A 20,575-nucleotide genomic window follows, 5' to 3' on the forward strand; every position below is an offset into this window, starting at 1 on the left:
GGTCTCCTAAATTCATGGCAAAGATGTGAAGAAATGCCCGAATCAGCGCCTCTAAAAGCTCATTCCTTATTGTGGGTTATTAGAACCATTTCTTCACACGCATGTACACGGCCATTACGCCAGCCATCATTAGCATTACGGTGACTACTACAGGATATCCCCATTCGGAATTTAACTCGGGCATGTACCGGAAATTCATACCATACAGACCGGCTAAGAACGTCAATGGAATGAAAATAGCCGATACAACCGTCAAGGTTTTCATCACCCGGTTCATTTCATTGTTTTGATTGGAATGGTGCAAGTCCATCAAATCACGTAGCATTTCACGTGAAGTGTCGAAAGAAGCAGCCAGGTAGTCCAATTTATCTTGTACATCCTGGAAATAGTTTACAGAAGTCTGCTCGATAAACTCATTCGCTTCTACTCGCATCTTTCCCAATGCTTCACGCATAGGTATAGTGTACTTACGAAGCAGGTTGACATCCTTTTGAATGTCAATCACTTGCTGCATCATGTCAATGGAGGTGTTCTCCAAAGCTTTAGCTTCCAGGTAATCAATTTTACCACGGAGCTTTTCCATGATTTTATGATAGTGATTAACAACTGCTTCTAGGATTCTGTAGAACAGGTAATCATCACCATATTTCCTTACCATTCCTTTTCCCACCTTGATACGATTTCTTAGATCGTCAAAAGCATCTCCAGGTAGTCCTTCCTGAAAGGTGATCACAAGGTTTTCAACAATTAGAATACTCAAGTGCTCTTTGACAATCAGGTCTTCGTCTTCATTGAAGCTTAGCATTTTCGTGGTGAAGAACATATGATCATCAAATCGCTCAAATTTTGGTAGCTGCTCAATATTCATGATGTCTTCCACAATCAGGTGATGGATATCAAATAGATCAGAAATTTCATCGATAGATACTTTTTCAGTGTCTTCAATATCGAGCCAGTTGATCTTGGACTTATCAACCAGTTTGAAAGCTTCTGAAGGAGTTAGTTCTTCAGCAACCAGATAATCTGTCGAGCTATATTGAGTGAGTGTGAACATGGTATTTATTTACCTATACATAACGAGCAGGCAAATGTAAACCCTACATAAGGTAGTATATGCAATATTGGTTTTTGAAAGTTAATCAAAACTTGAATTGGCTTAAATCAGTTTATTCAATATGGATAAAGAAAAAGAACAAGCTGCCAAGAAACGCTTTGAAGAAATGAAGAAAAAAGTAGAGCAGGAAGCAGAAAAGGAAAAGAATCAACAAGAAGAAAAACCAGAAATCCCACGTGACGCTTTTCGGAAGAATCTTGGTTGTGGTGGTTAAATAAAGAATCCACTATTTTTAAGGAATGAGTGGATACAAAAAGTTTGGCTATGACCTACTGCCAGTAACAGCAGGAGTTTTACTGGCACTGTTTATCAGCAATACTCAGCAAAGCTGGAAACAGAAAAAGTTTACTGATCAGGTAATCCAAACGATCGTAGAGGAGAACAAGGCCAACATTGCTCAGATTGACAGTCTCCTTCAAAAGCAATATCGTACACTCGATACTCTGACTTATTACACGGATAGTACCAATATCACCATTGTAGACGTGATCCGAAAAGTAAATGGCCTGTCCACTCCAGATATCATTAACAATGGAGCCGATTTTCTCTTAAAAGGCAATCAAACGGTTATTGAGGTGGATTTGTTAATGAAGCTTGCCAAGATCAATGAAGCCATTGAAAATTTTGACCTGGCTCTAAATCAGGTAACCACAGGACTATATGGAGATCTTTACAGTAGCTCTCCTAATGACAAACGAAGGTTGGCTTTATTACTCAGTGATATCATGAATTATGAGCGAACGATCAAAGTCCTCAGTGAAGAGTTTAATAAAGACTATATGGAGAATCATTAATCCAAGGAAGTATTACTTCGAATTGTTTTTTTTAGGCTTACGCTTAAAATTTCGATTCTTGTTATTTCTTCTTCTGTTGAAATTCGATTTTTTCTGAGCAGCAGGTTTACTGACATCTCCTGGCTTGTCTGAAGGTTCGTAACCTTCAATCACTTGCAATGGAAGTTCTTGTCCAATGAGTTTTTCGATGTTTTTCAAATAATCTATTTCATCCACACTCACTAGTGAAATGGCTTCACCTTTGGCTCCAGCTCTTCCCGTACGCCCAATTCTATGCACATAATCCTCTGCTACGTTAGGTAGTTCGTAATTGATTACATGTGGAAGTAAGGGAATATCCAGTCCTCGAGCTGCGATATCTGTTGCTACGAGTACGCGAATCGTTTTATTGTGCAGACCGGACAATGCTTTGACACGTGCAGACTGTGTTTTATTGCCATGAATAGCCAGAGCTGACACGTCACATTTGTTCATCTTTTCAGTGAGGCGATTGGCTGCATGTTTGGTTCTGGTAAACACCAGTACTTGCTGCCATTTACCACCAGCAATCAGATCGATGATGGCATCCGATTTATGTTTTTTATCTACTCTGTAAGCCGTTTGATTGATTTTATCAACAGTAGAGTTTTCTGGTGTAGCCTCTACAGATACTGGATTTCGTAAGAACTCCTTCGTTAGTTTTTTGATCTCGTCAGAAAATGTTGCTGAGAACAATAACGTCTGCCTTTTCGCAGGAAGCAAGCTCATTATTTTTCTGATGTCTCTTACAAAGCCCATATCCAGCATTCGATCCGCCTCATCCAGAACCAGGATCTCTACGTTGGCCAAAGACAATAGTCGTTGATTGTGCAGGTCTAGTAGTCGTCCAGGTGTAGCCACTAGCAGATCTACACCATTTCGGATAGCTCTGACTTGTGGGTTTTGATTGACTCCCCCAAAAATCACTGTGGATTTTAGATGAAGGTTGGCTCCATAAGTTTCCACATTACTGCTCACTTGTGCTGCTAATTCTCTTGTAGGAGTCAGTATTAATGCACGAATGCCTCTTTTTTTACTTGCCTGATTATTGGATAACAATTGAAGTATCGGTAGAGTAAAGCCTGCAGTCTTGCCACTGCCTGTTTGTGAAGAAGCAAGCAAATCTCTTCCAGCTAAAATCTGGGGGATTGCTTTTTCTTGAATGATGGATGGTTTTTCGTAGCCTTTTTTGCGAATGGCTGTAAGGATGGATTCTTTTAATCCAAGTTCTTTAAATGACATATTAATCGATTTGAGATGACAATTCAGATCAAATGTCATTTCTATTTACTGCAAAGGTAGCTGATTATGTTGTGTAACACATCAGCATAGTGAAATCCTATTTCGCAATTGTCGTCTTCCTTTATTTTTTGAAAATGTATCGAATCCCCCAGCTGCCTCTAAAGACATTGTTTTCTCCAATTATAGCAGCAACTTCTGTATGAAAGCCGAATTGTTTTTTGTCAAATGGATATAGGTTGAATCCCAAAGGGACAACCATGCCTTCATCAATTTGGAATCGTCCACCGATACCTGCGTAGACTTCATGGCTTTCTTTTTTGATGAATTGGTAATGAAGCACTAGCTCGGGAGAAAGGTCTTCTATAAGTGTATTAGTGTTTACCCTAAACTCCGTCAGGAATCGTTCTCCTGCCTGGTAATTAACTCCAAAGAAGCTTAGTTGAGACTGATGATAGGAGATACCCAGCTGGCTGAAACCCGCAAATGAACATAAGACGAAGAGTAAGAGTAGTAGTGGCTTTTTCATAGGCTTAGTTTGCGTTGTTTGTAACAAAAACTATACCAGGCCTTCTTGTACAGCTATTTTCACTAACCCTGCTACTTTGTTTACTTCTAGTTTCTCCATGATGGTCTTGCGATGTGTCTCCACTGTGCGCACCGCAATGTGTAGTTCTTCAGCGATTTCTTTGTTAGAGAGTCCATCTGCCACCAATTTAAGCACTTCTATTTCGCGTGGAGTCAAACTGGAGATTTTGGAAAAAGACGTTTTCGATAGAGAGGTACTGTTTTGACTTAATGCGGTCAATGCTTCCTGAGAATAGTAATTCTGTCCTTTGGCCACCGTTTCTACGCAGACAACAAATTCACCTTCTTTGGAATTTTTGGACACATAGCCCGCTGCTCCAATTTCCAGAGCTTTCGAAACAGTATTCTTATCCAGGTGCATCGAAAGAATAACGAAAGAAGTAACTGTCATCTCTTTTTTCAATCGTCCAATAAGCTCTAAACCACTCATTCCTGGCATGTCCAAATCCATTAAGACAATTTCTGGCTTTAGAATGGGTAACTTCTGTAAGGCTTCTTTCGGGTCATTGATAATGCTGGCAACTTCAAATATCTCATGATTATCAAAGAACTTACTTACCCCTTTGGCTACAAGTTCGTGATCGTCTACTATGATGATTTGTTTTTTCATACCGGGATGCTGATGGTTGCAGATGTTCCACTTGATGGACTCGGTTCATAATTGACGGTGCCTTTTACCATGTCCAATCGACTTTTGATATTTAGTAAACCATGTCCGTTAGAAGCGTCATTGTTCATTCCTTTCCCATTGTCCTCCACAAAAAGTAAAAGTTTGCCCTTATTCTGGATGAGTTGCACTGAAATTTCAGATGCTTGTGAATGCTTGATGATGTTGTTGATAAGTTCCTGTAAGACCCGGTAAAGACTGATCTCTATGCGTTCATCAAATCGTTCATTAATCAGTCGATGTTCAAAATCATACTTGATATCTGAGAACTTGAAGCTGTTTTGTAACAGGTCTTCAATCGCATTAACTAACCCATAATCCATCAGAGTTCGTGGCATCATTTGGTGCGAGACTTGCCGTACCTCTTCTGCGGATTTTGAAAATTGATCAATGATCATTTCCAGATCCTCTTGTTGGTCTTCATCAGAAGTATTGCTGGCAATATTTGTTAGAGCCATTTTCAATGCACTCAGTTGCTGACCAATACCATCGTGCAGGTCTTTGCTGATTCGCTTTCTTTCTTCTTCTGTCGCCTGAATCACACTTTCAAAGCCGCGTTCTTTTTCATTAAGAATAGCTAATTGAAGTTTCTGGTTTTGTTTGGCTTGGTACTGGTTATAGAATATAAATCCAAATAAGATTAGAATTACCAAACCTCCAATCAGTCCACCAATTTGAATGCGTTTGGCTTGAATTTCAGATTCCTTTTCAGTTAGTTCTAGTTGCTGATTGGCTATTTCTTGCTCTTTTTCTGCTGTTTCGTATTTGGTTTGCAGATTGTAAATTTTTGATTGGGTTTCCATGTTGATCATAGAATCCTTATAGGAGGTTGCTAATTGGTGTTTGGATAATGCTTCCTGATGGTCTCCGATACTCTCCATAAACCGAGAGTAATTTAGCTCTACAAGATATAATTCCCTTTTTGAACCGGATTCTAAAGCCAGCTTTTCAGACTCTTTTAGAAGGGCAATAGCTTCTTCCTTTTTACCTAGCTGTATATAGAGCTCAGCCAAGTTGGTGGTGCTTTGGGCTGTGCCTAGAATGTTTTTTAAGTTTTTTCTTAACTCGATAGCCTGGCGATAAAGAATTATAGCTGAATCGGGAATATTGAAGACGTGTTGATAATTCCAAGCCATATTGTTGTAAACCATACTTGCACCTTTGAGATCATTGATTTCCAGAAACAGTTTTAGGGCTTTCCTGTAAAGGTTTGTTTCCTCTATGTTTCTATTTTGATTTCCGATTGCAAGACCTAAATTGAGAAAGGAAAGAGCGAGACTTTCTTTAGGAGCATCTATTTTTAGTTTGATTGCTAACCCTTTCTGAAGGTACTCTTCTGCTTTTTCAAAGTCATTGTTATTACTAAACATCAAGCCTATATTCCCAAGAGAAGACGCTATTTCTAGTGAGTCACCCAGTAATTTTCTATAGAATAATGACTCATGAAGATAATAGGCGGCCGAATCATTCGTGCCTAGTTGGTTATAAATCAATCCCAGGTTATTGGTGCTCTCAGCTAATTCTAGAGTGTCTGATGGTGTACACTTCTGAAGGTTTTTCGACAAGATGATTTTAGCTTGATTAAGGTCTCCCTTATCATCTAAAATGGAGGCATAAATCCGATTGTAGGCAAGTGAGTCCTTTCTATTGGTCGGTATTATTGTTTTTAAAATACTCTCAGCAGAATCTACATCCGAGTTTTTGAGTTTTACTACTTGCTGAAAGGTTGAGTCTAGTTTGCTCTGACATAAGCTAGTATATCTGATACTAGTAATTAGAAGAACTAGAATGGCAATACGAATCATTTGCGGGCAGTGAAGAGTTAATATGGTTCAAAATACCAAAAAACCACGAGGCATCTGCGAAGAAACCACGAGAGAAAGCCTGAAAATAAGAAAAGAGCTTTGGGATATCAAAATTTAAATCTCAAAGCCATGAAAAAAGTATTCATTTTAGTGATGCTAATTGCATCTTTCACGTATGCTTCAGCTCAGAAGCTGGATGTTAACACAGAAGCGTTACCCATTAGTAAGAAAGCCCGCAAGTTTGGCCAATATGGCGGTTCCTACTGGGATGCCAATAAAGAAAACCTGCAGACCATTTATACCTATCGGGAAACTAAAAAAAGTCCTCGAAGCTATGACCTGGTCAAGACAAGCTTGTCAGGAAAAATATCCGGACCGGAAACGGATTTATTCAACCTCAACACCTTAGCGAAACTCGATCTGGAAATTGATGAAACGATATCCGAAGAAGAGGAATTCGAAAATTTCAATCAAGAAATGGTCTGGATTAAAAGAGTGGATCTAGGTTGGAATGCGGTAGCATTTGATGGTCATTTTGAAGCCATTTCCGACGCTTTTGGCTTTGTTGGATATAAGTTCGATAAGGAATCCAAAAAGACTTTATTAATGGGCGAAGAAAATCAGAGTCTCATGTTGGACTTTGTATTAGCTGAGGGACCGATAGTAGAAAAATATAGCTCTAAAGTGCTGGATCAAGGCTTTATGGGACTTTCTTCATTTGCCTCCTTCGGTTTTGTGCCAAAAGGAGAGAAGGTGGTTCTTGGTGGCCTTATGAGTGGAAGAGTTAAAATTGGAATGGATGCAAGTCCAGACTGGCTGAATACTCGCTATTTGGTCGGAACCTATAATACTGGGTCTATGCAATGGGAGGAGCAGAACTTCATTGAGTTTGATTATACCATGCATGCCCTTACATCTCTTAAGACCAGTGATGGAGTTGTGGTTTTACTAAGAAAAGATACTAAAGGTACTATTGAAAACAATCGTGTTCGATTCAATGACTCAGAATATAGAGGAGTCGTGATGCTGGAGTTTGATAACAAGGGCCACCTAAAATCTAAACTAGAATTTGACTTAGAAGATTTTAATTTTCCTCCAATCGGTACGTCACTTAGCAACACGGTTGCTCCAAAGTTTGACATTAAAAAGGTAGGTGACTTTTATTACGTTTCAGCAGTGAGCTTCGGTAAGGGTACGCAGTTCGAATCACTGAATCTGTACAAAATAGCAAACGGCAGCATAGCATTCAGTAAGAAGTTTATGGCGGATGATCTAAATGACTATGACTCACCTGATGGAGAAAAGGTTAAGTATTTGATTAAGAAAAGGGAGGTTCCTGTAATTGATGAAATAATAGCCTCTCAAGATGAAATACTATTCCTGGGCAGTATAAAAGAGGTTGGCAACTTCGTGATCAGACTAGATAGCGATTCTGGCGATTTAAAGCAGCTGGTTGCTAGTGAACATTGGATACCTAAGCAAGCAGTGAATATTCCTCTTGGTGTCAGAGGCTGGAGCAAAACCAAGTCATCCCGAAATAGTGAAGGATTTATAGACTACCCTGTCACTGTCAAAGAAAATGGAGATTGGTACTACATTCTCTATAGAAAAATGAATGATGGAATGACACCTGGGAGCTCAGTCAAATCAACGACCGCTACCGGCAATGGGTATATCACTACTTATGTGACCACCAAGGTGACCATAGATGAAGTTTTTGCCTTCGCTAAACTGATTATGATCAACAAGAAGACAGAAGCTATGGTAGAGCCTTTGGTCATTGATGATGAGATTCTAGTTGGTGCTGAAGGCATGTATCTGGCTGAAGATGGTACTGCATTTTTGCATGGTTATGATGGTAAAAAATATCAAATGACCACAGCTAAAATAAAATAAGCATATCAAAGCCACAGTTGCTCCGATGTGGCTTTGAGAACTTCTTTGGAGCCGCACCCTCATGATTCATGGGGGTGTTTTTCACCAACCTTAATGATCGTACGATGAAATTAATTCAACCAATCTTAATGACTGCTTTTTTGGCTCTTTCTTTTTGTATCAATGCACAAAATATCACTTACCGAGTGGAAGAAGCCAATGTAGACAAATACCGAGGGTATATTATGCCTGATTTTGCAATTCATTTGGGAGGTGGAACTGGGGCTGCTATCGACGTTGGAGCTGTGGCACAATATAGACTGCCTGTTTTGCCTATTACCCTTAGAGGTAACATGCGATGGGAGCTTATTGGAGTAGGTAAGTCTGATATGGGTAATACAGGTGTTTTAGATGTAGGCGGTATGTTTCCAATCATTCCCGGACGAAGAAAGGATGATCGTGTGAAAGTGATCACGGACTACAGTTATTCTTCATCTTCTATCAGTGAATCCTATTTTTATGTAGATGGTCAAAAGAAAGCAGATTTGCTGGCAAGAGCCGGTCTCTTTCATTTGATTTCATCAAAAGGACTTAGTACCACTGGGTTTTCTGGTGGTGTTGCTTTTCGCATGATTAAGCATGCGAAGGTTAGGATCAATCAAGATCAGGGATATTATTATGAGTCCAATTTTAATTGGCAAGTTTATTCAGATGTTATGATTGCTCCAGTGTCTAATGTAGAAGAATATATGAACGATTCATTGGAGTATGGAGCTAAATTGGGGGTGCTGTCTACAGGCCAGAATTGGAATTGGTATGCCGAATTGTGTGTGTATCCCAAAGGACCTGCTTACTATATTTTCGGGTTTTTATTTGATCTGGGTTGGCACTTTAAGTGATGAAAATTAGCTCAAATTCAAGCTATCCATGAATGCCGCTTTGTAGCTCCGGCCAAGTGGAATTTCATTACCCTGAACCAACACTTTTCTGGAACTAATCCCTTCTATCAATGCGGAGTTGATGACATAGGATTTATGCACTCTGCAAAACTGGTCATCTAATTTTTCTTGAAAAGCCTTTAAAGTTTGACTGATCACATGCTGTTCCTTGTTGCGGAGAACGACTCTGGTGTAGTTGTCTTCTCCTCGGGCATAAACTACGTCACTTGGGCATATGGCTACAGAATTGGCGCCAGATCTAATAAGCAGGTTAACCTGATTAGGATTAGCTGGTTGAGTTTGTTGTTTGGCAAAGGCCAGCCGAATGTTCATCAGTACCTCCTCATCTCGAAAGGGTTTTAAGATATAAGCCTGAGCATTGACTTTTTCTACACGCTTGAGGGTAGCTTCATCGTAGTAGGATGTGATAAAAATGAACGGAATTTGCCCTGAAATTAACTCAGCCAATTCAATCCCATCTTTTGATCCATGAATGTTAATGTCTAATAAAGCCAGGCTAGGTTTTTCGGACTGATACAGTTCCAGTGCCCGCTCTGCTCGGTCACATGGGCCCACCACAGAGTATCCTGCCTCTTTCACAGTTAGCATCAGGTCTTGAGCAATCATTGGTTCATCTTCTACTATTAGGATCTTTTTCATGCGTCCAATGGTACTGTAATTCGTATGGTAGTGCCTCCTTCTGCTGACTGGATCATCTCTGCACGTATGGTCTGTACCACAGATTCAATCAGGTTGGTTCCAAACGAGATTTTGGAAGTATTTGATTGGTTAGATGATCCAATGCCATTATCAGCAATATCCAACACGAAATAATTGCTTTGTTTATTTAAAGTAATGCAAATCTGTGGGTTTGAAATTTCGCTTGTAAAGGCATGTTTTACAGCATTGGTGAAAATCTCGTTGATCAGTAGCCCTAGATTAATAGCTAAGTCAGACTTTATGGTAAATGAGTCAATTTTTCTGATGATTTCTATTCGGTCATCCACTATGGCATCTTCCAAAATGTCCAAGAGTTCATGAACGTATTGGTCACTCTCAATCAAATTGATCTGTTCACCATTGTACAAACTATTATGAACCATAGACATAGCCAAAACCCTGTTTTGGGTTTCTTGAAGCGCTATTTTGGTAGAGGTATCCTGAACTGTTTTATGTTGAATATTCAACATGCTGGAGATGACTTGCAGGTTATTTTTTACCCGGTGATGAATTTCTCTAATCAGCAGCTCTTTCTCCCGCAATGCGGAAGATATGATGTTGTTTTTGGAAGAGAGTTCTTTGTTGGATTTTTGCTTATTGGAATAGTTGATAAACAGAATGATTATGATGATGAGGGTCATCGCCAGGATGATAAGTGTGTAGTTCTTGATGACTTTCTGTCTATTGGATTCTGCGGAATACACCATGAGCTCACGTTGCTGTGCGAAGCTTAAGGAGTCTTTTTTCTTTTCAAATTCATAGTTTAGTTCAAGGGTGGTGATTTTTTTGGTTACCTCTTTGCTTTCTAGACTATCTCGAACATTTACAAACTTTTCATAGTAGTGTAGGGCTTTATCTGGTTCTGAAGACTGTTTATAGTATTCGTAAAGTGAAAAGCACAGCTCTTTTAGTTCTGAATACAGCTGATTGGTTTGTGCCACATTATAAGCTTCAAGATATTGTTTTTCTGCAAGCGTTTTTCTGCCCTGTTTGAAGTTGATTTTACCGAGATTATTCACCGCGGTTGCAATTACCGTAGGGTCATTACACTCTTTGGCGGCATCATATGCCAGCTGACTGTAATACTTGGACTTGTTCAGGCTATCCAACCCATAATAGGCAAATCCCAATCCATTGGCCAGATAGACCATGCTACATACTTCGTCCGATTCTTTGACTAGTAGATAGCCTTTCATGTAATAATCCAACGCTTCCTCATACAATCCCATGTCATAGTATGCCAATCCTATATTGCCAAGAGATGCGGCAATACGCTCAGTGATATTTAATTCTTGTCTTAAAGCCAAACCTTGCTGATAATAGGAAAGAGCCTCTTCAAAATTCTGGTTTTCATAGTGAATGATACCAATGTTATTGAGTGTGTTTGCCGCACCTGCTTTGTCTCCGGCTGCTAGTTTAAGAGACAAAGACTCCTGATACAGGGCAAGTGCCCTTGTGTAATCTCCGAGAGCTACCTGAATAGAAGCCAAATTATTCATCAAGCCGGCAATTTTATCTTCATCTTTTGTACCTCGCCTTAGTTCTATTGCTCTTTGATAGTGACTGGATGCCTCTTCAAACATCCCCTGGACATGGAAGGTAAGGCCTAAATTATGATTAGCATTAGCCATTCTCAGGGTATCATCAATGGTTTTCGCTAATTCAAGTGCTTTTTGAGCCAATCTCTGCGCAGAGTCTGTTTGAATAAAAAGTAAATTGGAAGATTGAGAATTGAGCGAATCTATTTCGCTTGCTGATTGCCCATAGGAAATTATGGGTATAAAATGGAGAATAAATAGGCATGTGTAATGGAACTTCACACCGTTAAGATAAAAGGATCTTTGAAAACAGGAGAAGTGTTGTTGGCTCAAAGAATGTGTCGTTTACTCAAAAGATTCTGAGGCTAGTCAAACTTGATCTTAGATTGGTCATATAAAATCGTAAGACCATGAAAAGAATCACCTATTTAATGTTGGCATTAGTTTGTGCCAATCAATCAATTGCCCAAAGTACTGCAACTGTTTATGCAGATGGACAGGAGACCAACCAGATTGTACCTGGCACTAAAGAGTACACTGTTGAGTTTCCCATCAATGAAGCTGAAGCCAACAAGGCATTTGCTGCCCCATTAAACATTACTGGAGCTGTTAATTACTCCTTGTATGTAGGAGGAGGTGAAGAAGAATTTTATCTTGATGAAGTATATTATTCCAGCGGATCGAAGGAAGGCTACAAGAACTGGAAAAAAGTAGCAAAAGCTGGAGATATAGTAACTCAAACAATTGATGGAGATCGAGTAAATGATGTAATGAGACGATTAGCGGAAAAAGATTGGCCAGATCGTGATTTTGAAATCAAAGTTTGGCTATCAACTGATGCAGATCTAAATGGAAATGATATTACACTTTCAGAGGCAACAATTAACATTCCTCTTTCATTGCGGGCTGGTTATATGGCTAAAGACAATGAAGAAATCCTTGAATTTTACAAAACGGGAAATGCTTCTAATGCCATAAACAACCCAGGATTAGCAGATGCTATTGAATCTTATATGGAGACCAAATGGCCTGCAAATGATGTAACTACTGTTAATCTAAGATACTTTGCTTACAAGGCCGGATCTAATACGGAATTCAAGTTTGAGGCATATTACATGCTTACGAAAGATGGTATTTGTAAATACAACAGTTGCTACGGTAGAGGTTCAACATCAGGAGATAGGTATTCCATTACTTTTTTCAACAGTATGAATGTGGAGAAAAAGGTAAGCTGTGATGTAGCTGAGCAAGTTAGAAATAGATAGCTAACATTAAGACCTTGGTCGGGATTGAGGTCAGCAGAGATGCTGGCCTTTTTCATTCACTCACAAACACACGCTTCACCCGCTGGCTCACATTCGTCAGGATCTCGTAGGGAATAGTACCGCTCCAGTGTGCTAGTTCTGTGATGTTTGGTTTTTCACCAAAGATGATTACTTCATCTCCTTCTTTGGCCATCACTCCGGTCACATCGATCATGGTCATGTCCATGCAAATGTTCCCAATAGTAGGTGCTTGCTGACCATTTACCAATACATAGGCTTTCCCATTGCCAAAAAGACGGGTATAGCCGTCGGCATAACCTATTGCGATGGTTGCTATTTCTGAATCCGTTGTTGGTTTCCCTTTTCTGGAATACCCGATGGACTCTCCAGCTTTGACACGTTTGATTTGAGAGATTTTAGTTTTCAAAGTACTGATGGTTTTCAAACCTGGAAGCTCATTCGAGCTATCGAATCCATACAAGCCTATGCCCAATCTTACCATGTCAAACTGATACTCTGGCTTACGGACAATGCCTGCTGAATTCACTGCATGTTTAATCGGTTGATATCCTAATGCTTCAGAGAGTAAATCATAAGCCTGATTAAACGCTTTGGCCTGTTGATCAGTGTATTCATCTTCTGAAGAACTATCAGCGCTGGAGAAGTGCGTAAAGATACCAGCTACTCTCACTTGCGTATTTTGCTTTAGTATTCCAATTAATTCTTCCAATTGATCATCAGTGAATCCGAGGCGGTTCATACCACTCTCGATTTTCAAGTGAATAGGAGGAGGTGTATCTGTTTCTTCCAGCAATTTATTGAGCATGCCTATGCTGTAAATCTCAGGTTCCAGATTGAACGGTTCCAAAATGCCCAGGCTATCAGGATTGACATTCATGATCATGATAGGAACATCAATGCCTTTCCGGCGAAGGTTAATGGCTTCGTCCAGATAAGCCACTCCCAGATAATCCACCTGGTGATATTGTAGTAAATGAGCGATTTCTTCTACACCAACTCCATAAGCAAAAGCCTTGACCATCACCATAAGTTTGGTAGATGGATTCAGTTTGGAGCGGTAAAGGTTGAGGTTGTAAGTGATGGCTTCAAAATTGACCTCCATCACTGTACCATGGCTTTTCTCCTCCAGATAACCGACTATTTTTTCCAAGCCATATTTCCTCGCACCCTTAACCAGGATGGTTTCATCAGCAAATAAAGGTGCAGCCTTTAGAAAGTCATTAACACTGTTAAATCCTTGAAAAGGTAAGTCAAACTGATTCTGATGGTTTGAGATTTCCTGGCCGATTCCGACCAGCTGACTTACTCCATGGTTTTTCATGAGCAGGTTGACTGCCTGATAGAGTTCCTGAGCTGTCTTACCAGACTGTAGAATATCAGAAAGGATGACAGTCGTTTTTGACTTATGTGGCTGTTGCTTGAGATAATCCAATGCCACTTGAAGTCCCAACAAATCATTGTTGTAGGTATCGTCGAGAATGTAGCAGTTATTTTGTCCACGCTTCAACTCCAGGCGCATGGGTACAGGTTTCAGCTCGTCAATACCTTTTTGAATATATTCTTCTTTTTCACCCAGTAAAAGGGCAGCAGAGATCACATGAAATAAATTTTCAAGATCCAGGTCATTGCTCCAGGGTATATGAAAGTTGTGCGGGACATTATTCACCTTGGTGTGGTAGTGGTGAATGTCCGTTTTATGAAAGTTGATATGAGCTTTTGGTTCGTCAATGCCCCAGGTAATCAATTTAGGACTGTGTTTGACTAAATAGGATCTAATGATCGAATGCCCATAGCGACAAATCACTTGCTGGCAGTTGTCAAACAGCAGTGCTTTCTCTTCCAGCTTTTCCTCCAGGCTTTCAAATCCTTCAGAGTGTGCTTCACCAATGTTGGTAAATATTCCAATAGAAGGCTGAATCATGTTGGCCAGCCTTTGCATCTCGCCTTTTTTAGAAACCCCTGCTTCAAACACACCGATTTCATGGGATTCATTCAGTGGCCAAAGGGATAGGGGTACTCCAAGCTGAGAATTGAAGCTTTTGGGACTTTTTGCTACTTCGAATTGATGACTCAATAGCGTAGAGAGCCATTCCTTCACAATGGTCTTTCCGTTGCTGCCAGTAATACCCACCACGGGGATTTGAAACTTGGATCTATGAGTTTGAGCAAGTAGCTGAAAACTTGCCATCACATCTTTTACCTGAAGGATATTGATATCCGAAGATGAATGTTGAATCTTTTTAGCGACCAGGAAATTCTTGCATCCACGTTGAATCAATGCGGAAATATATTCATGTCCATCATGATTGCTCCCTGGCAATGCAATGAATAGTTCATTGGCCGATCCTGTGGCTTTTCTGGAGTCATAGACAATAGTATTGATTGCCAGATCTTCAGATTGAGCCAGAAATGTTGCTTGAAGTATTGACGCTATTTCGCTGATTAGCATAGGCTAAATTATCAATTCGAGTTCAAATTGATCAATTTCATTCATGAACCCCATTTTTTCTAAAGCATCTGTGGTTTCTAATTCAGATTCTGGAATATTGAGAATGGTCAATTCTGCTGAATGAGTATATTGATGACACGCTGATACCAATTGCTTCCCTATCCCTTTTTTGCGATGATCGGAGTGCACTGCTAATTGTGAAATACGGCCTAAATCTGGTTGAAAAACCAAATGTCCTACAGGTTGATTGTCCATTCTGGCGATCAATACTTTTTCGTGTTTCAGGTTGTAGTGTAGTTGATTGGTGCTGTCCATAAAACATGGTTCAAAACTCAAGTTGTTAATCAATGAGTCGTTCCATTCACCAGGTTCAATAGTTAAATTAGTGTTATTTGATACTTTAATTTGATCTGTGAGTTTGTAGCATTTCAGTACTCTGGTGAATTTGAATCCCAGGTTTTCGTAAAGCTTCTGGGCTCGCATGTTTTTGTCTACTACTTCCAATAACACACGCTCGGCGCCAGTTGCCTTTAGTTTCGGAAATAGGTATTCATAGAGTCGATTAGCCATTTTTTCACCCTGTCTATTGATCCGGGTGCCAGTCCCACCATTATAAATCGTCTTCTTTTTCTGGTAGGTATTGATTGTATGTAGAATGAATGATTCAATCTTATTTCCAGACATGGCCACTCCACTCAGTTCTGTTGAAATATTGAACTTGGAGTAAATACGCCTATGAAACTGCTCTTTGCCTGGACGAAATGAAACGAAATACTTCGAGAAGGCATCCAGAAAAGCATCAAGGAGTTCCTCGAAGTATTCGGTGCGGTACTCAGTAAAATGAACGCTCATGAATGATTACTCATGGAAGCTGAGTAGCGGAATATCTATATCAATAGCGATATTTTTCGTCACTGATTTTCTAAAGAGTTTAGCAAAAAAAGAATACTCTCTCGGAATCATCGCTAGCAAGTCTAATTCATGAGTCTTTGTAAATTCAACAATCCCCTTGGTGGTAGAGTTGCCCTGGACGGTACGTGCTGAACAATTGTAATCTTTGAAACGCTCTGAAATTTCCTTTAATAATTTCTGGTCTTGTGCAGTCAACTTGTCTGGGTCATCCACAATAGAGAAGACATATACTTTCGCATCAAACATCTTGGCAAACACCCCGATCAAGTCCAATCGTTTAGTGTTTTTGATTTCAGAAAGATCAGAGGCAAACCCAATCTTTTTTGGAGCAAACTCATGAATGTTTTCCGGGATGACAATCACTGGTACCTTAGAAGTCTCTATGATGTCGGTTGCTCTGGTACCTATCAGGTGCTCGATTGAGTCATGCTCCGCTCTCGTACCCATGATGATCAAGTCAATGTCTTTTTGCTCGGACTCTGAGTAAATAGCATCTGTCAGATAAGACACAAAGCGGTCAGCTTCATGAGGTACGTCTTTCAGTTCGATCACTTCAGATTCCAGCTCAGCAAAGCTTTGCTTTACTTGTGTTTCATAATCCATCATGATGGAGTCAATCAAACTGCCACCAACAAAATCTGGATGAGGATGGTGCACATGGACTGCATTGACCATGTGTATTTTTGCATTCAGCGGCTTGGCCACCTGTATCGCTACTTTCAGCGCATTTTTAGAACATGCGGAAAAATCTATAGGAACCAGTATATTTTTAATATTCATTTCTCAGGCTTTCTTGTTATAAATTAAAAGTAACCTCCTCCTATGAATTTCCCAACGAAATAGGTCGTTCATCCACATGACTTTTTTCATTCGCCATAGCGGTAGGAAATATCGTTCCTGATTTTTGAGTTTCTTATTCTGTAGAAACACATTATCTTCACCCCCTAAATCAGAAAAAAATTAATTGTCATGCCAATTGAGATAAGTAGTTTCGAAGAGTTTTCCACCTATGTAGGAAAAGATTTGGGTACTTCTGAACCACTAGAAATCACACAAGAACAGATCAATAAGTTTGCTGATGCAACATTAGATCACCAGTGGATTCACGTCGATATTGAAAGAGCAAAAGCGGGGCCTTTCGGTCAGCCAATCGCTCATGGTTACCTTACTTTATCGCTCGTTCCTAACATGTGGGAGCAGATCTTGGTAGCAAAAAATCTAAAGATGATGGTGAACTACGGCATGAACAATCTGAAATTTGGTCAGCCGGTACCAGTGGGAAGTAAGCTATTGCTTTCAGCTCATCTGGAAAACGTAACGAACCTTCGTGGAATCTGTAAAGCAGAAATTGGTGCGAGAATGGAAGTGGTAGGCGAGAAAAAACCCGCCTTCACAGCTACCATGATTTTGCTTTATCACTTCGATTCTTAATTCGTTAAGATTATTAGATAAGAAAGTTTGTTTTTATGTGTCTTCTGATTTTATCTAGATACTAGATTTAGAAGCACAGAGACTTATCTTATTCTTCAAACATTTTGAAATTGTGAACCTACTTTTCCATCGATGAAAAGTAGGCAAAAATCTAGAGCTGAATTCATTTCTTAACGTCCACTAAAGATCAAAATCAGGAAATAAAAAAACTCGTCTTGTTTAATTCTTTATAGGATTTGAGTTCTATCTCGACTCAAACAGTTTTTATTTCTAATCTGATTTTGACCCTTATTGTCCTAAAATGAATAAGGCTCGTCCTTTGTTCAATTTGAAATTCAGTGACGTTAATTAAAAAGCTCTCTGCTTAAAGACCATTGCATCAAGGGAGTACTTACCTGCTCCCATGATGAAGATGGATACATATCCGATCAAGTACATCAGGGAATGTTCTTTGTCACCCAGTGGGTCGCCTGCATGCGCTATGAAAGCTGCTGTAATCATGGTGATGATCAAAGGAATTAAAATGGCTCTTGTGCCTAAACCCAGGATCAACAACGCTGAACAGATTAGTTCTGCGAAAATGGCCAGGCTCAGGGATACAGTACTACCCAGTCCGATGAAATCCATGAACTTATCACTCAGATTATCAAAACGAGTGTATTTGCCATAACCGTGAGGAATCATTAATACGCCTAAACCTACACGTAGGACTAATGATGCCCAATTGATCTTATCCGATTTGATATACGGAGAAAGAAAGTCTCTTAACATAGCTTACTATTTGATTTTGGTTGCTGACGTAAAATTAGTCAGACCAAAAGCGATATCCATTTCCAAAGGAGCATTTGAAGCATGATTTTGATGAATGGATTATTCAGGTTTTAACTGACATACTTGACGCTCTTTTCTTTGCCAGGTCCTGAGCAAGAATATAGATTATTGAATTAAAAAGCGCTAGTCCCATCACTGGCCAGAAGCCATGAAGCCAACTACCTGCAGCACAAGTGTGGGCTATAAGAACAAACAGAAGGAGATATTTGGTGATTTTCTCAGGTAAATAAAGTCCTAAGACAATGATCAATAGAATCTCAACACCAGAGGCCGCAAACAGTCCCGAGATGTGATTGGACATAAAAAATCCACCAACTGGATTCGCTTCATTTGCTTGTTGTAAGTTGCCTGACCAGTATTCTGGAGATTGTCCAATTGCTGTGACGGTCATGTCAAACAAGCTAGCGATAAGTGCGGGAGTGAGTTTAATTAGTTGATTATGGCGAGTGAAGGTCATGGGGAGATTGAATTCTATTGTAGTGGAAAATACTCTTTTACCTCTTGATCCAATTTGTCGAGCTGATAATAGAAATGATGAATAATGTCTTGCTTATCAAAATTTCCATTTCGATCCGAATCCTCAATAGTTCTGAAATACAATCTTTTGTTCACCTCTAAAATTTTCCAATCCAATAGTTCATGAAGTTCTGGAGTGAGTTTTACCATGTTCTTGCCATCTATAAATGATGCATAGAGGCTTTCAATATCTTCATCATCCAATTTGCCATCATTGTTAGTGTCTCTATCAGTGATAGAAAGCACAATCCAGTTTTGTTTAGTAAGCTTACTAATTGATTTAAGAAACTGAAGACTTCTGATTTTGATTTCATTTTCAAAAAGAGGCCTAAAGATTGAGGAGTCTAAGTGTTGAATCATTACATTATCCAAATCCCCAGAAAATGTGTTTCCGCTTAAATATCCAATTGAAAAAGAACTGTTTCCTGAACTTCCAGATCCGAAATAAATTTTGCTGCTTCTCTGAGATAATTTAATTGAACCGATAGGGAAAAGTAAATGATCAGTGCTATCGAAATAAATAGGAAGCTCGCCGGTAAGAATTAATGTTGTGTCTTTTATCAACACTTGTTCCTGCACTTGCGAGGTAGAGTCAGCGGGATAAACTAAGGTGGGTTTGGGTTCATGGCGACATGAGCAAAAGATAGTTAACGCAATTAAAAAAGCAGGAGAAAATAATTTCATAGCAATCATTATTTCCTCCAAAATAACGGAATCGCTTATGAATGGCAAGAGACAATAGCTTCTTTCAGATCAGTTCCCCAGTTTCTTTAGCTCTTTGTTGATGTCTTTGCCGAGTCTCTTGGTTTCTTTTTCAAGTTGCTTGGCCCCTCTGTTGATTTCTCGGCCGAGCTTTTCCAAATCGCTATTTAGATTCTTAGTCCAGCCCTTGTAGTCAAATTCTGCTTTGGCAACTTGAATGCCTTTCTCTGCCTCACTAACTACAGCCCTTTCACCTCGTCGGATATCTTTTTCTACTTTATCAGCTGTTAATTTTACAGTGCCGGATTCTACTTCTACCTCTAATTCTTCATTGTCGGCTTTTACATTGAACTCCGTTCCGACAACCAATACTTGATCTTTGTTTGTTTCGACTATGAACGGCGAAATACCTTCTTCCACCATATAAAATACCTCTCCAGTTTGCTTAACTATACGACTTTTGAAATCCTTGTTGTATTCAATTGAACTATTTTGGTTCAGTAGAGCAATGGAATTATCAGGGAGTTTCACTGCTTGAAAACTATCATTGGTCTTTACATTCTCGGAGCTTGAACAAGATGAGAAAATTAAAGCTACAAAAAGAAGACTCACTGTTAATGTAGATATTCTAATCATGGGTATAGTCTAAAATGGTTTTCGAATATACTGAATTCGATTGGAGTGGATTGCCTCCTTGGAAACATAGGGTAATGATTTTTTAAATCCTAAGATGAGTTTTGGAAGTGGGATATACTGGATTCGAATAGGGCCGTTTAGGCCAGTGACTTCATTGTTTATGATTTAACGATAAAGTCACTCAAAAATGTGGAGTGTATTGGATTCGAACCAACGACCCCTGCCCTGTCAAGACAGTGCTCTAAACCAACTGAGCTAACACTCCATTCATGATGATTGGAGGACAAAAATAGAAGAAGTCTGCACAATAAAAAATAGAATTAAGGGAAGTCGTCCGGCTATTACCAGCCAGACGACCTGGTCCAATTTTTAGTGTTAAAGAACTACTTCGGACCCATCCTAAAATAAGTTGACAGATTATTACTTAATACTAGATGTAGTTTACAATGATACTACAAAGTCCTATTTGCACTTTACAGAGATTACTTTAATCCTGATTGAAGTATACAGGCTTGG

General features: G+C 39.5%; 20 protein-coding genes and 1 tRNA gene. 6 read left to right on the forward strand and 15 right to left on the reverse strand.

Features of this window, described 5'->3' with window-relative positions:
* Positions 1 to 79: 79 nt before the first annotated feature.
* A complete protein-coding gene (corA, locus tag NXS00_RS16250) occupies positions 80 to 1,054 on the reverse strand; it encodes a magnesium/cobalt transporter CorA (RefSeq protein ID WP_258100298.1) in 975 nt (324 codons plus the stop codon).
* A gap of 121 nt (positions 1,055 to 1,175) precedes the next feature.
* Between corA and NXS00_RS16255 the strand changes: the two genes are divergently transcribed.
* On the forward strand, positions 1,176 to 1,328 hold the full coding sequence (locus tag NXS00_RS16255; RefSeq protein WP_258100299.1) for a hypothetical protein: 153 nt from the start codon (positions 1,176 to 1,178) through the stop codon (positions 1,326 to 1,328).
* 25 nt (positions 1,329 to 1,353) lie between these two features.
* On the forward strand, positions 1,354 to 1,908 hold the full coding sequence (locus NXS00_RS16260) for a hypothetical protein (RefSeq protein ID WP_258100300.1): 555 nt from the start codon (positions 1,354 to 1,356) through the stop codon (positions 1,906 to 1,908).
* Positions 1,909 to 1,920: 12 nt separating this feature from the next.
* On the opposite strand, the gene NXS00_RS16265 is transcribed toward NXS00_RS16260, so the two are convergent.
* From NXS00_RS16265 to NXS00_RS16280, 4 genes are all read right to left on the reverse strand, one after another.
* A complete protein-coding gene (locus NXS00_RS16265) occupies positions 1,921 to 3,168 on the reverse strand; it encodes a DEAD/DEAH box helicase (protein ID WP_258100301.1) in 1,248 nt (415 codons plus the stop codon).
* Positions 3,169 to 3,289: 121 nt separating this feature from the next.
* Positions 3,290 to 3,694: a hypothetical protein gene (locus tag NXS00_RS16270; protein ID WP_258100302.1), complete on the reverse strand. Its 405-nt coding sequence runs from the start codon at positions 3,692 to 3,694 to the stop codon at positions 3,290 to 3,292.
* Between the two features lie 30 nt (positions 3,695 to 3,724).
* Positions 3,725 to 4,363, reverse strand: coding sequence for a response regulator (locus NXS00_RS16275; protein ID WP_258100303.1), 639 nt, complete (start codon positions 4,361 to 4,363; stop codon positions 3,725 to 3,727).
* Entirely contained in the window at positions 4,360 to 6,225 is a 1,866-nt protein-coding gene (locus tag NXS00_RS16280; protein WP_258100304.1) for a tetratricopeptide repeat-containing sensor histidine kinase, read from the reverse strand. The genes NXS00_RS16275 and NXS00_RS16280 overlap by 4 nt, the downstream gene beginning before the upstream one ends.
* 129 nt (positions 6,226 to 6,354) lie before the next feature.
* Between NXS00_RS16280 and NXS00_RS16285 the strand changes: the two genes are divergently transcribed.
* The gene (locus tag NXS00_RS16285; RefSeq protein WP_258100305.1) at positions 6,355 to 8,121 is read left to right on the forward strand and encodes a hypothetical protein; all 1,767 of its coding nucleotides are present in this window, start codon (positions 6,355 to 6,357) and stop codon (positions 8,119 to 8,121) included.
* Positions 8,122 to 8,225: 104 nt separating this feature from the next.
* On the forward strand, positions 8,226 to 8,999 hold the full coding sequence (locus tag NXS00_RS16290) for a hypothetical protein (RefSeq protein WP_258100306.1): 774 nt from the start codon (positions 8,226 to 8,228) through the stop codon (positions 8,997 to 8,999).
* Positions 9,000 to 9,005: 6 nt separating this feature from the next.
* Here the strand turns inward: NXS00_RS16290 and NXS00_RS16295 are convergent, their stop codons facing one another.
* Both NXS00_RS16295 and NXS00_RS16300 read right to left on the reverse strand, forming a co-directional pair.
* Positions 9,006 to 9,698, reverse strand: coding sequence for a LytR/AlgR family response regulator transcription factor (locus tag NXS00_RS16295; RefSeq protein WP_258100307.1), 693 nt, complete (start codon positions 9,696 to 9,698; stop codon positions 9,006 to 9,008).
* A complete protein-coding gene (locus tag NXS00_RS16300) occupies positions 9,695 to 11,578 on the reverse strand; it encodes a tetratricopeptide repeat-containing sensor histidine kinase (RefSeq protein ID WP_258100308.1) in 1,884 nt (627 codons plus the stop codon). The genes NXS00_RS16295 and NXS00_RS16300 overlap by 4 nt, the downstream gene beginning before the upstream one ends.
* A gap of 128 nt (positions 11,579 to 11,706) precedes the next feature.
* On the opposite strand from NXS00_RS16300, the gene NXS00_RS16305 reads away from it, so the two are divergent.
* The gene (locus tag NXS00_RS16305) at positions 11,707 to 12,561 is read left to right on the forward strand and encodes a hypothetical protein (RefSeq protein ID WP_258100309.1); all 855 of its coding nucleotides are present in this window, start codon (positions 11,707 to 11,709) and stop codon (positions 12,559 to 12,561) included.
* Positions 12,562 to 12,613: 52 nt separating this feature from the next.
* On the opposite strand, the gene NXS00_RS16310 is transcribed toward NXS00_RS16305, so the two are convergent.
* Genes NXS00_RS16310 through NXS00_RS16320 form a run of 3 tightly spaced genes read right to left on the reverse strand, consistent with a single transcriptional unit; the run spans position 12,614 to position 16,723 of the window.
* Positions 12,614 to 15,031: a bifunctional UDP-N-acetylmuramoyl-tripeptide:D-alanyl-D-alanine ligase/alanine racemase gene (locus NXS00_RS16310; protein ID WP_258100310.1), complete on the reverse strand. Its 2,418-nt coding sequence runs from the start codon at positions 15,029 to 15,031 to the stop codon at positions 12,614 to 12,616.
* Between the two features lie 3 nt (positions 15,032 to 15,034).
* Positions 15,035 to 15,883 carry a GNAT family N-acetyltransferase gene (locus tag NXS00_RS16315; RefSeq protein ID WP_258100311.1) on the reverse strand — a complete coding sequence of 283 codons (849 nt, stop codon included), beginning with the start codon at positions 15,881 to 15,883 and terminating at the stop codon, positions 15,035 to 15,037.
* Positions 15,884 to 15,889: 6 nt separating this feature from the next.
* A complete protein-coding gene (locus tag NXS00_RS16320; RefSeq protein WP_258100312.1) occupies positions 15,890 to 16,723 on the reverse strand; it encodes a universal stress protein in 834 nt (277 codons plus the stop codon).
* Positions 16,724 to 16,912: 189 nt separating this feature from the next.
* Here NXS00_RS16320 and NXS00_RS16325 point away from each other — a divergent pair, with 189 nt between their 5' ends.
* Positions 16,913 to 17,374 carry a MaoC family dehydratase gene (locus NXS00_RS16325; RefSeq protein ID WP_258100313.1) on the forward strand — a complete coding sequence of 154 codons (462 nt, stop codon included), beginning with the start codon at positions 16,913 to 16,915 and terminating at the stop codon, positions 17,372 to 17,374.
* 348 nt (positions 17,375 to 17,722) lie between these two features.
* Here the strand turns inward: NXS00_RS16325 and NXS00_RS16330 are convergent, their stop codons facing one another.
* The 5 genes from NXS00_RS16330 to NXS00_RS16350 form a co-directional block, all read right to left on the reverse strand.
* Positions 17,723 to 18,145, reverse strand: coding sequence for a DoxX family protein (locus NXS00_RS16330; protein ID WP_258100314.1), 423 nt, complete (start codon positions 18,143 to 18,145; stop codon positions 17,723 to 17,725).
* A 103-nt stretch (positions 18,146 to 18,248) separates the two neighbouring features.
* Positions 18,249 to 18,662 carry a hypothetical protein gene (locus NXS00_RS16335; RefSeq protein ID WP_258100315.1) on the reverse strand — a complete coding sequence of 138 codons (414 nt, stop codon included), beginning with the start codon at positions 18,660 to 18,662 and terminating at the stop codon, positions 18,249 to 18,251.
* A 14-nt stretch (positions 18,663 to 18,676) separates the two neighbouring features.
* Complete coding sequence (locus NXS00_RS16340; protein ID WP_258100316.1) at positions 18,677 to 19,405, reverse strand: hypothetical protein; 729 nt, start codon at positions 19,403 to 19,405, stop codon at positions 18,677 to 18,679.
* Positions 19,406 to 19,474: 69 nt separating this feature from the next.
* Positions 19,475 to 20,059, reverse strand: coding sequence for a FecR family protein (locus tag NXS00_RS16345; protein ID WP_258100317.1), 585 nt, complete (start codon positions 20,057 to 20,059; stop codon positions 19,475 to 19,477).
* A gap of 190 nt (positions 20,060 to 20,249) precedes the next feature.
* Positions 20,250 to 20,324, reverse strand: a tRNA-Val gene (locus NXS00_RS16350).
* Positions 20,325 to 20,575 lie beyond the last annotated feature (251 nt).

This window comes from Marinoscillum pacificum (assembly GCF_024714495.1).
Taxonomy (GTDB): domain Bacteria; phylum Bacteroidota; class Bacteroidia; order Cytophagales; family Cyclobacteriaceae; genus Marinoscillum; species Marinoscillum pacificum.